We start from the raw sequence: 12,566 nt of genomic DNA, 5'->3' as shown, positions 1-12,566 counted from the left end.
TTGAGGGGTATGACACAATGGTTGATGTCAGCCCCTCATTTTCCATCTATTAAGGGAGGATTACGACCGTGAAGCCAAAAACGATTATTGAGAAGATATATGATGAACATGTTGTTCAACAAGAACAAGGGAAGCCAGATCTTCTATATATCGATTTACACTTAGTACATGAAGTAACATCGCCACAGGCTTTTGAGGGACTTCGAGAGAAGAATCGTAAAGTAAGAAGACCAGACAGAACGTACGCTACGATGGATCATAATGTACCAACAGTCAATCGCTTTGTAATCAGTGATGAAGTAGCCAAAAATCAAATTAGTGCACTTGAAAGAAACTGTAAAGAATTTGGAATTCGTTTAGCAGATCTTCAAAGTGAAGATCAAGGGATAGTACACGTAATTGGACCTGAGCTAGGGTTAACTCTTCCAGGAAAAACAATTGTTTGTGGTGATAGTCATACGTCAACACATGGAGCATTTGGTGCGATTGCATTTGGTATTGGGACCAGTGAAGTAGAGCATGTTTTAGCTACTCAAACACTATGGAGACAGCGTCCGAAGACGTTAAATATTCATGTTCCTGGTAAGCTACAAAAAGGTGTAACAGCTAAAGATGTTATCCTAGCTGTGATTGGAAAATACGGAGTACGCTTTGGTACAGGATATATTATCGAATATACAGGTGAAGTGATTGAGAACTTATCAATGGATGAGCGTATGACCATCTGTAATATGTCCATTGAAGCAGGAGCTAGAGCAGGACTAATTGCCCCGGATGAAACAACCTTCTCTTACATTAAAGGAAAAAAATATGCCCCTAAAGGTGAAGAACTTGAAAAGGCTGTTGAATACTGGAGAACATTAAGAACTGACGAAGGAGCAGAGTACGATAAAGTTATTACATTAAATGGTGATGAAATTGCTCCGATGGTAACATGGGGAACAAATCCAGGTATGTCGGTTGGTGTTGATGAAAAAACACCTGATTTAAATGATTTTCATAATGATGAAGAAGTTGATGAAGCTAAGCGTGCATACAGCTATATGGGTTTACAACCTAATACTAGAATTGAAGATATTACGATTGAACATGTGTTTATTGGGTCTTGTACAAATTCCCGTTTAACAGACTTAAGACAGGCAGCTGAAGTTATAAGTAGCTTAAAAGGCAAGAAGGTGCCGTCAGATGTACGTGCTATCGTTGTGCCGGGTTCTCAAAAGGTTAAAAAAGTAGCAGAAGAAGAAGGTCTAGATGTAATCTTTAAAGAAGCTGGCTTTGAGTGGAGAGAATCGGGTTGCAGTATGTGTTTAAGTATGAATAGTGACGTTGTACCAGAAGGAGAGCGCTGTGCATCTACCTCGAACCGTAACTTTGAAGGAAGACAAGGTAAAGGTGCCAGAACGCACTTGGTAAGTCCAGCTATGGCAGCTGCAGCGGCTTTACATGGACGTTTTGTAGATGTTCGTCATATTCAAGAGAACGCAATGTCATTTTAATTTTATTAATCTATAGGATGGAAATTGTTTAGGTGTGAAAGTGTTGTTACATCCATAGAAAAAGTATTCATATTAGGAGGGACATCATGCAACCATTTACTACACATAAAGGCAAAGTTGCTGTATTAAACAGAACAAATGTTGACACAGACCAAATTATTCCAAAGCAATTTTTAAAGAGAATTGAAAAAACAGGATATGGACGATTTGCATTCTTTGATTGGAGATATCTTCCTGATGGATCTGAAAATCCTGAATTTGAATTAAATCAAGAAAAAAGTAAAGGTGCGACAATTTTACTTGCAGGTGAAAACTTTGGCTGTGGGTCTTCTCGTGAGCATGCTCCATGGGCTTTTTCAGATTATGGTTTCAAAGCTATCTTAGCACCTTCTTATGCAGATATTTTTCACCAAAATTGTCTGAAGAATGGCTTGCTGCCAATTACGCTTGAGCAAGCTGTTTTAGACCTTATCCGTGAAAAATCAAATGCTGAAGGCTTTGAATTAACAGTTAATCTTGAAAAGCAAGAAATCACAGATCAAAATGGTTTAGTGCAAACCTTTGATGTTGATCCATATTGGAAAGATATGCTTTTACACGGAAAAGATGAAATTGATTTAACGTTACATTATGATAACCAAATTAAACATTACGAAGAAACAAGAAGAGCATCATTTTTATAATGATTGCTCTTTTTATATGTCTTAACCTAGCACTGCTTAAGCTTGCAGAAAATATTCAAAGTTAAATAGAGTCGCCATTTCAACACTTTGAACTCACGAATTTCACAGAATTTAGTAGTACACAGGCGCCTCATGCGACGTCATTCAACAAAAATCGGGAAGTGACAGGCACCACCTCACACTTGTTTTCCAAGACTTGGATTGATAAACTGTATGCAAAGTAAGGTTGCTGGAGTTGACCAACATATGAAACCGAAAAAAAATCAAATGTTGTTCCCTTTCCTAATTTGAAGGAGAGGTATTTAGATAAGGGAACGCTGTTATTAAAAGAAAAGAAGTATCATGAAGCACTTGAAATGTTTGCAGAAGCAAAGAAGCTTAAGGAAGATCAAGCTGAAATATATCTCGGTATGGCAATTTGCCTTATGGAGCTTGGTGACTTGACTGAGGCTAAAGATATTTGTAAAAAAATGCTCTTAGAAGACATAGGTCATTATTTTACTGTTTTACAGATTTATCTAACGATATTAATACAACTACGAGAATATCATGAAGTACAAACTACGATCGAAGCGGTGTTAGAGGAAAATCAGCTACCTGCTGAAAGTGCTGAACACTTTTATAAATTGTTGGAATTTAGCCGGAAAATGAATCAAAACGAAGTTGATATTTTTGATGATGAAGGAGACCAGGAAGCAGAACAGCCATTATATATAGAAGACCTTCTGAGAGATACAAATAAACAAATGGCCTACGTTCAGTCACTGCATGACCGTAACATTAGTAAACATTTTGCTTCACTTAAAATTTTGTTAGAAAATGAACAAATTCATCCTACAATCAAATCAATGATTTTGCACTTAATGATTGAGCATGAAATTGAAAAGGAAATGAAAGTAACAAAGTTCGGCGAAAGTCTTACGGTCGTACCTGCGAATCTGGAAGATCCTGCAGAATATCCTTTTACTAAAAAGGTGTTAACGATATTAGATGATACGCTAGGGAATGAAAATCCTACATTATTTGAAGCAGTTAAAGAGTTATGGATAAGACATTTGTATGTGTTATATCCATTCTTACCACAGCCAACAGAAGCTAAGCTGTGGGCAGCAGCTTTGCATCTTGTTGGTTATTCGATGCATGGGATTTCAATTGAGCAAGAAGAAATAGAGGAAATCTATGATCAACTATTGCCAGATTTACAAGAAGCATGCAATAAAATCTATCAAATAGAAGAAATTTCTTATTTACAAATATGAGCTATATGTTGAAAGGAATTTATTCTGTGTTATAATAAAATGGTTGCAAAATAGTGATCATCGTATATAGGTCTTTTTTATTTTGGACAAAATGGACCTTCTTTTTTATACTATTAGAAATATTGATGGTATGGAAAATACTTAAAGCTTTGCCATTTGTCTTGAAGAAAAGTCAATTTTTTCTAATGCGAAATCCTATGCATGTTTAGTACTAGGTTACTTTTTACCGTACATAAAAACAGGTATATGTTCGTGGGGGATTGCCTAAAATGGGACAAGCGCCACAAATTACCTATCACTTATTCGCACAAATTATTATAGATCTTTGGAGGGACAACACATGTCAGTAAAATGGGAAAAATTAGAAGGGAACGACGGCGTTCTAACGGTTGAGGTTTCAGCAGAAGAGTTCACAACAGCTCTTGACGAAGCATTTAAAAAGGTTGTAAAACAAGTTTCAATTCCTGGATTCCGTAAAGGGAAAATTCCACGTGGAATGTTTGAACAACGTTTTGGTGTAGAATCATTATATCAAGACGCTTTAGACATCATCCTACCAACTGCATATCCTAATGCTGTTGATGAAGCTGGAATTGATCCTGTAGATCGTCCTGAAATCGATGTTGAACAAATCGAAAAAGGAAAAAGCTTAATCTTCACTGCAAAAGTTACAGTAAAGCCTGAAGTGAAATTAGGTGAATATAAAGGTCTAGAAGTTGAAAAATTAGACGATACTGTATCTGATGAAGATGTTGACAACGAATTAAAACAATTACAAGAGCGTCATGCTGAGTTAGCAGTTAAAGAAGAAGGCGCGATTGAAAACGGTGATACTGCAGTTATCGATTTTGACGGATATGTTGATGGAGAAGCATTCGAAGGTGGAGCTGCTGAAAACTATTCATTAGAAATTGGTTCTGGATCTTTCATTCCAGGATTTGAAGAACAATTAGTTGGTTTAGAAGCAGGTGCTGAAAAGGATGTAGAAGTAACATTCCCTGAAGAATATCACGCTGAAAACCTTGCGGGTAAACCAGCAGTATTCAAAGTGAAAGTTCACGAAATCAAAACAAAAGAACTTCCAGCTCTTGATGATGAGTTCGCAAAAGATGTTAACGAAGAAGTTGAAACTCTTGATGAGTTAAAAGCTCAAACAAGAACTCGCCTTGAAGAAGCGAAAAAATCTGAAGCAGAAAACCACCTGCGTGATTCATTAGTTGATAAAGCTGCTGAAGGTGCAGAAGTAGACATTCCAAATGCATTAATTGAAAATGAAATTTCACGTATGATGCAGGAATTTGAGCAACGTCTACAAATGCAAGGTATGAATCTTGAGTTATACTTCCAATTCTCAGGTCAAGATGAAGAAGCATTAAAAGCACAAATGAAAGACGATGCTGAAAAGCGCGTTAAATATAACTTAACACTTGAAGCTATTGCTAAAGCTGAGAACATTGAAGTTTCTGACGAAGATGTTGAAGCAGAATTAGCGAAAATGGCTGAAATGTACAACATGCCTGTTGAAAACATTAAACAAGCACTTGGTGGAAACGCTGAAGGCTTAAAAGAAGATTTAAAAGTTCGCAAAGCGATCGATTTTCTTGTAGATAATAGCAAAGTTGTTGCATAATATAATAAAAGGAACAAGGCGCGAGCACATCGTGCCTTGTTTTATACAATCATGTTTTATTTATATTCCTTTGGGAATGATATAAGCAAGCTAATACATACATAAACATTAAGTAAGAGAAATATAATATCATCAACATTTTTGGGAAGAGCCCTCAGGTTGGAAGCTTTTTCAATGCCGAGTGGTTTCATTACCTGTCAATGCTTCTCTTATGGTAAAATGCAGTACATACCGTTTTTATTTGTTTTAATTAGGGACATCTACCTGCTGACCTGAATAGTTGAAAGAATTAGTAGGGGTAAGGTGGAAATGTTTTGATTTAGATAAAGATACAAGGGGTGAAACAATGTTTAAATTTAACGACGAAAAAGGACAATTAAAATGTTCATTTTGCGGAAAAACACAAGATCAGGTACGTAAGCTTGTAGCTGGACCTGGAGTATATATATGTGATGAATGTATTGAACTTTGTACAGAGATTGTTGAGGAAGAGCTTGGTACAGAAGAAGAAGTTGAATTTAAAGATGTTCCAAAACCTAAGGAAATTCATGAAATATTAGATGAATATGTGATTGGTCAGGATAATGCCAAAAAATCATTAGCTGTTGCCGTTTATAATCATTACAAGCGTATTAACTCAAACAGCAAGATTGATGATGTTGAGTTATCAAAAAGTAATATTTCTATGATTGGGCCTACAGGTAGTGGTAAGACGTTATTAGCAAACATTAGCCAGAATCTTAAATGTCCCTTTTGCCATTGCTGATGCTACATCTTTAACAGAAGCTGGTTACGTAGGTGAAGATGTTGAGAATATCTTACTTAAGTTAATTCAAGCGGCTGATTATGATGTAGAAAAAGCAGAAAAAGGTATTATTTATATCGATGAAATTGATAAAGTGGCACGTAAATCAGAAAATCCGTCAATCACTCGTGACGTTTCTGGTGAAGGTGTACAGCAAGCGTTACTTAAAATTCTTGAAGGAACTGTGGCTAGTGTTCCTCCTCAAGGTGGAAGAAAGCATCCACATCAAGAATTTATTCAAATTGATACAACAAACATTCTCTTCATTTGTGGAGGGGCATTTGATGGAGTCGAACAAATTATTAAACGTCGTCTAGGACGAAAAGTAATTGGATTTGGTTCAGATAACAAAAATGCGGATCTTGATAAAAAAGCTCTTCTTTCACAGGTTTTACCTGAAGATTTATTGAAGTTTGGATTAATTCCAGAGTTTATCGGTCGTTTGCCTGTCATTGCAAGCTTAGAGCCGTTAGATGAAGAAGCATTAGTTGAGATCTTAACAAAACCTAAAAATGCTCTTGTTAAACAATATCAGAAAATGCTTGATTTAGATGGTGTTGAACTTGAGTTTGAAGATGGAGCTCTTCTTGAAATTGCTAAAAAAGCAATTGAAAGAAAAACAGGTGCACGTGGTCTTCGTTCCATAATTGAGGGCATCATGCTTGATATGATGTTTGATTTACCATCTCGTGAGGACATCGTTAAAGCCATTATTACAGCTGAAACAGTATTAGGGGAAACACCACCTAAACTTGTACTTAGCGATGGTACAGTTATTCAAGAAGATAAAAAAACATCTGCATAACATAATCTTTGAAAAGGAAGCTGATTTAACCAGCTTCCTTTTTTTGATGCTTTTTCCAATCCACCTCCTGTAAATACTTGTAATGAAATCATGTTTATTCCCGCTAAAGCTAGGAGATACTAGCTATAAATAACCGCTTCTTACAAGGTTTATCCATTTTTAATTGCCTTTCTAGGCAAAAACGAAAGTCGCCTTTTGTCCCTTTAGATTAACGAACATTTTATACATAGATGTGGAAATCATTTTATGGGGGCAAAACAAGCTTTTACTAACCTCTCGAAGAGTTACTTTTAACAAAGTATTATGCTTCGTTTACTTTTCACCGTAGCGGTAACAAGACATCTTTGCAGGAGGGACGCCAATGAGTTGGACAAGTATCGCGCTGTTTATTCAGTTGTTTTTTGGGATTATTATTGGAATGTATTTTTGGAATTTATTAAAGAGTCAACGAACTCAAAAGATATCAATTGACAGAGAATCAAAGAAAGAAATGGAACAATTAAGAAAAATGAGAGCTATTCGATTAACCGAACCTCTTGCTGAAAAGGTACGCCCAAAAAGTTTTAATGATATAGTAGGACAAGAGGATGGTATTCGTTCGTTACGTGCTGCGCTGTGCGGTTCAAACCCTCAACATGTCATTGTATATGGACCACCAGGTGTAGGGAAGACAGCGGCTGCTAGACTCGTTTTAGAAGAAGCTAAAAGAAATAAAAGATCACCATTTAAAGAAAATGCCGTATTTGTAGAATTGGATGCTACAACAGCAAGATTTGATGAAAGAGGGATTGCTGATCCTCTTATTGGGTCTGTTCATGATCCAATTTATCAAGGTGCTGGAGCAATGGGACAAGCTGGAATACCTCAGCCTAAGCAAGGAGCTGTCTCTCATGCTCATGGGGGTGTGTTATTTATTGATGAAATCGGTGAACTTCACCCTATTCAGATGAACAAGTTATTAAAAGTACTTGAAGATCGCAAAGTTTTTTTAGAAAGCGCTTATTACAATGAAGAAAATACACAAATACCAACACATATCCATGATATTTTTAAAAATGGTCTACCAGCCGATTTTAGGTTAATAGGAGCAACAACAAGAACACCTAATGAAATCCCACCAGCCATTCGTTCTAGATGTCTTGAAGTATTTTTTAGAGATTTAGAACAAGAAGAACTGGCAGTTGTGGCGAAAAAAGCAGCAGATAAAGTAGAAATGGAAGTAAGCGACAAGGGGATTGATCTCTTAACTTCCTATGTTAGAAATGGCCGTGAAGTTGTAAATCTAATGCAAATTGCTACAGGTATGGCTATGTCAGAAGACAGGAAAGAAATTACTGTTGAAGACATAGAGTGGGTCATTAATTCAAGTCAGTTAAGCCAAGATTTGAAAAGAAAATTGAAGATAACTCAAGAGTTGGCTTAGTGAATGGACTTGCCGTTCATGGCCCTAATACAGGGGCATTATTAGAAATAGAAGTCACAGTTATTCCTTCTCAAAAAGAAAAAGGAACCATTAATATAACAGGAATTGTGGAAGAAGAAAGTATTGGTGATCGCTCTAAATCCATTCGTAGAAAAAGTATGGCAAAAGGCTCGATTGAAAATGTTATTACTGTTCTGCGTTCTATGGGCATTCAAGCGGATGATTATGATATTCATGTGAATTTTCCAGGAGGAACACCAATTGATGGCCCATCAGCAGGAATTGCAATGGCCACAGGAATTTTCTCAGCGATTCATAAGATTGCCATTAGTAATAAAGTGGCCATGACTGGAGAAATTAGCATTCATGGAAATGTAAAGCCTATAGGCGGAGTTATTCCTAAAATAAAGGCGGCAAAAAAGGCTGGAGCAGATATTGTCATTATTCCAAAGGAAAACATGCAATCCATTTTAAAAGAGATTGATGGGATAACGATTATACCGGTAACAAATCTTCAAGAAGTCTTTGATATAGCGCTTGTTGATCCACCAACTGAAAAACCGTTGCAACATGAAGATTCACCTTCATTTCCACATCAAGAATCTGTATAAAAGAGTTAATTTTAAAGAGATCTCCTTTACAATAAAGAAGATCTCTTTCCTTTTTTAAGCTTCGATCAGTTCTTGTCATTTCCAATTTTATATTCATGAGAATTACGTAATTTCCTTTTTCAACTTATGGTATTGGGGTATACTACCTATTGACTAGAGTAGTTTAATTAGACACTTGAAAAAGAATAAGATAGAATTGAACAAGAATGAATTATCATGTCATGGAGGTGTAAACGCATGGCGAAATCAAATAATCAAATTGTCCCCCTACTACCACTAAGAGGCTTGTTAGTATATCCAACAATGGTACTGCACCTTGATGTAGGAAGAGAAAAATCTGTTCAGGCGTTAGAAAAGGCTATGATGGAAGATCATATTATCTTTTTAACGACACAAAAAGAGATTTCGATAGATGAGCCAAACAAAGAAGATATTTATGAAATAGGAACATTGACTAAAATTAAGCAAATGTTGAAATTACCAAACGGTACAATCCGTGTACTCGTTGAAGGAATAGACCGTGGTAAGATTCAACGTTTTGTGGATGAGGATGAATACTATTCTGTTGAGGTTTCTATTTATAAAGATCCTGAAGAGAAAAGTGTAGAAGAAGAAGCTTTAATGCGAACAATGTTAGAATATTTTGAGCAATACATAAAGCTTTCTAAAAAAGTGTCTGCTGAAACATATGCAACCGTTTCTGATATTAATGAGCCAGGACGAATGGCTGATATTATTGCTTCACATCTTCCTTTAAAATTAAAGGAAAAACAAGAGATATTGGAAACCCTTGATGTTACAGAACGATTGAACAAAGTGATTTCCATTATCCATAATGAAAAAGAAGTACTACAGCTGGAGAAAAAAATCGGCCAGCGAGTTAAAAAATCCATGGAGCGTACACAAAAAGAATACTATTTACGCGAACAGATGAAAGCCATCCAAAAAGAGCTTGGTGAAAAAGAAGGCAAGCTTGGAGAAGTTTCTTCCATGAAGGAACGAATTGAAGAAGCGGGAATGCCGGAACATATAAAAGCAGTGGCTTTAAAAGAACTGGACCGCTATGAAAAAGTTCCTTCAAGTTCAGCCGAGAGTGGCGTTATTCGTAATTACATTGAGTGGCTCCTGTCTCTGCCATGGTCAAAAGCAACCGACGATCGTTTAGATGTGAATGTTGCTGAGGAAATCTTAGACGAAGAACACTATGGTCTTGAAAAGGTTAAAGAGCGGGTAATAGAGTATTTAGCGGTACAACAATTGACCAATTCATTGAAAGGTCCAATTTTATGCCTTGCAGGACCTCCAGGAGTTGGGAAAACATCATTAGCCGTTCAGTAGCTAAATCTTTAAACCGGAATTTCGTTAGAATATCACTTGGTGGAGTTAGAGACGAATCTGAAATTCGTGGACACCGACGCACATATGTTGGAGCAATGCCTGGAAGAATCATTCAGGGTATGAAGAAGGCTGGAACAATCAATCCAGTATTTCTTTTAGATGAAATCGATAAAATGTCCAGTGATTTCAGAGGAGATCCTTCTTCAGCGTTACTGGAAGTGTTAGATCCTGAGCAAAATCATAACTTTAGTGATCATTATATTGAAGAAACATATGATTTATCGAAAGTTATGTTTATCGCAACTGCTAATAACCTTGCTACAATTCCAGGACCATTACGCGATCGTATGGAAATTATAAATATAGCCGGTTACACGGAACTAGAGAAAATTCATATTGCCAAAGATCATCTACTTCCAAAGCAATTAAAAGAACATGGACTTAAAAAATCACATCTACAAATCCGTGAAGATGGAATTCAAAGCATTATTCGCTATTATACAAGAGAAGCTGGGGTTCGTGGGCTAGAACGCCAATTAGCAGGAGTGTGTCGTAAAGCTGCTAAAATGATTGTAAAAGAAGAGCGGAAGAAGATCATTATTACGGACAAAAATATTGAAGAATTTCTTGGGAAGAAGCGCTTTAGATATGGACAAGCGGAACTTGAGGATCAGATTGGTGTTGCCACTGGTTTAGCTTATACAACAGTTGGCGGCGATACCCTATCTATCGAAGTATCAGTAACGCCAGGTAAAGGAAAGCTGATTTTAACTGGGAAGCTTGGAGATGTTATGAAAGAATCTGCTCAGGCTGCATTTAGCTATATTCGCTCGCGTGCGGAAGAGCTGAACATTGATCGTGATTTTCATGAAAAGAATGATATTCATATCCACGTTCCTGAAGGTGCTGTACCTAAGGATGGTCCATCAGCAGGTATAACAATGGCTACAGCGTTAATTTCAGCATTAACAGGTAGAGCCGTGAGAAAAGAAGTTGGAATGACGGGAGAAATCACTTTACGTGGCAGAGTACTTCCAATTGGTGGCTTGAAAGAAAAAACATTAAGTGCTCATCGTGCTGGTTTGACGAAGATTATTGCACCAAAAGACAATGAAAAGGATTTGGATGATATTCCAGATAGTGTTCGCAATGAACTTACGTTTGTCTTAGTTTCACATTTAGATGAAGTGTTAAAACATGCGTTAACAGAGGAGAAATAATGAAAGTAACAAGTTCAGAAATCGTTATAAGTGCAGTTAAGCCTGCTCAATATCCAGAAGGAGATTTACCCGAAGTAGCATTAGCAGGTCGTTCTAATGTTGGAAAATCATCCTTTATTAATAAAATGCTAAGTAGAAAAGGATTGGCTCGAATTTCATCAAAGCCAGGTAAAACACAAACATTAAATTTTTATATTATTAATGAAATACTACACTTTGTTGATGTACCTGGATATGGATATGCCAAGGTTAGTAAAAAGGAACGTGAAGCATGGGGGAAAATGATCGAAACCTATATCACTTCTCGTGAACAGTTGCGTGCTGTTATCCTTTTAATTGATCTTAGACATCCTCCAACAAGTGATGATGTACTAATGTATAACTTCCTAAAGCATTATGACATCCCAACAATCGTTGTGACAACCAAGGCAGATAAAATTCCTAAGGGTAAGTGGCAGAAGCATGCTAAGGTGATAAAAGATGCCTTGGAAATTGAGAAAACCGACCCATTGGTTATTTTTTCATCAGAAACCGGCTTAGGCAAAGATGAAGCTTGGAAAACAATTCTTCACTATACATCATAAAGTTAGTTCTTTATATATGTATAATGCACAAAAAGACTCTGGTGGAAAAATACCAGAGTCTTTTTTGGTGTGTTATCAACATCTACATATTTCAACAAAATGTGGGAAGTGACAGGCACCTTATCTTCTTCTCCGCAGCACTAACAATAAAGCACCAATGACAATAAAAAGCAGTGGCCAGTAAGTTTCAATAAAATTTACTCCGTTTTCGATGATAGTTAGAGATTGAATAATTTTATGAAAAAAGTGTAGAAATAAGCCTATAGCTAATATAATAATACCTTGCTGATAACCGGTTTTGGTTTTTGTAGCAGTTAAAATCATGCCAAGAGACAAGATAAATAAAAAAGCAGCAGGATGATCAGGCCAAGAAGCAATCTTGCCTGCAAAGTGAAAATGAATACCAAGACCTGCTAAAATGATTCCTGGTAAAATGGCTGACGCATCTTGTTCAAAATGACCACTAATTAAAAATGTAAAAGCCTCAAGCAGAATTAATAAAAAAGGCCAATTGTTTTGTCCTTCAAATAAATGAATATTTAATTTTTGGATAGAATAAAAAATGCCAATTCCTAGTAGTAGCATTGTTGGTAATAATGTAATTTTTTTCATTGTCCACCTCTCGCATGAATAGTATATAAGGAAAACCTGTCCATTGTGGCCCGGGAATAAATTAATATGATTTCCTTGTCCAAATCAATATCTTGATTAA

At 36.4% G+C, this 12,566-nt stretch carries 6 protein-coding genes and 3 pseudogenes; 8 read left to right on the top strand and 1 reads right to left on the bottom strand.

Annotated elements, in window-relative coordinates; all coding sequences use genetic code 11:
* Positions 1-68: 68 nt before the first annotated feature.
* The 8 genes and pseudogenes from leuC to yihA all read left to right on the top strand — a co-directional run bounded on the left by leuC (position 69) and on the right by yihA (position 11,854).
* Entirely contained in the window at positions 69-1,496 is a 1,428-nt protein-coding gene (gene leuC, locus MVE64_RS06615) for a 3-isopropylmalate dehydratase large subunit (protein WP_247344873.1), read from the top strand.
* Between the two features lie 86 nt (positions 1,497-1,582).
* Positions 1,583-2,179: a 3-isopropylmalate dehydratase small subunit gene (gene leuD, locus MVE64_RS06610; RefSeq protein WP_247344871.1), complete on the top strand. Its 597-nt coding sequence runs from the start codon at positions 1,583-1,585 to the stop codon at positions 2,177-2,179.
* Between the two features lie 287 nt (positions 2,180-2,466).
* A complete protein-coding gene (locus tag MVE64_RS06605) occupies positions 2,467-3,438 on the top strand; it encodes a tetratricopeptide repeat protein (protein WP_281730463.1) in 972 nt (323 codons plus the stop codon).
* A 340-nt stretch (positions 3,439-3,778) separates the two neighbouring features.
* Complete coding sequence (gene tig / locus MVE64_RS06600) at positions 3,779-5,068, top strand: trigger factor (RefSeq protein ID WP_247344866.1); 1,290 nt, start codon at positions 3,779-3,781, stop codon at positions 5,066-5,068.
* A 346-nt stretch (positions 5,069-5,414) separates the two neighbouring features.
* A pseudogene (gene clpX, locus MVE64_RS06595) lies at positions 5,415-6,678 on the top strand (ATP-dependent protease ATP-binding subunit ClpX).
* Positions 6,679-7,039: 361 nt separating this feature from the next.
* A pseudogene (gene lonB, locus MVE64_RS06590) lies at positions 7,040-8,712 on the top strand (ATP-dependent protease LonB).
* Between the two features lie 237 nt (positions 8,713-8,949).
* Positions 8,950-11,270, top strand: a pseudogene (gene lon / locus MVE64_RS06585) (endopeptidase La).
* Positions 11,270-11,854: a ribosome biogenesis GTP-binding protein YihA/YsxC gene (gene yihA, locus MVE64_RS06580; protein WP_247344863.1), complete on the top strand. Its 585-nt coding sequence runs from the start codon at positions 11,270-11,272 to the stop codon at positions 11,852-11,854. Before lon ends, yihA begins: the two are co-directional and overlap by 1 nt.
* A gap of 120 nt (positions 11,855-11,974) precedes the next feature.
* Here the strand turns inward: yihA and MVE64_RS06575 are convergent, their stop codons facing one another.
* Positions 11,975-12,466 carry a hypothetical protein gene (locus MVE64_RS06575; RefSeq protein WP_247344860.1) on the bottom strand — a complete coding sequence of 164 codons (492 nt, stop codon included), beginning with the start codon at positions 12,464-12,466 and terminating at the stop codon, positions 11,975-11,977.
* Between the last annotated feature and the right edge of the window lie 100 nt (positions 12,467-12,566).

Source organism: Metabacillus endolithicus, from assembly GCF_023078335.1.
GTDB lineage: Bacteria > Bacillota > Bacilli > Bacillales > Bacillaceae > Metabacillus > Metabacillus endolithicus.
Note: the sequence above shows the minus strand (reverse complement) of the source record. Positions and strands in the feature narration are given on the sequence as shown.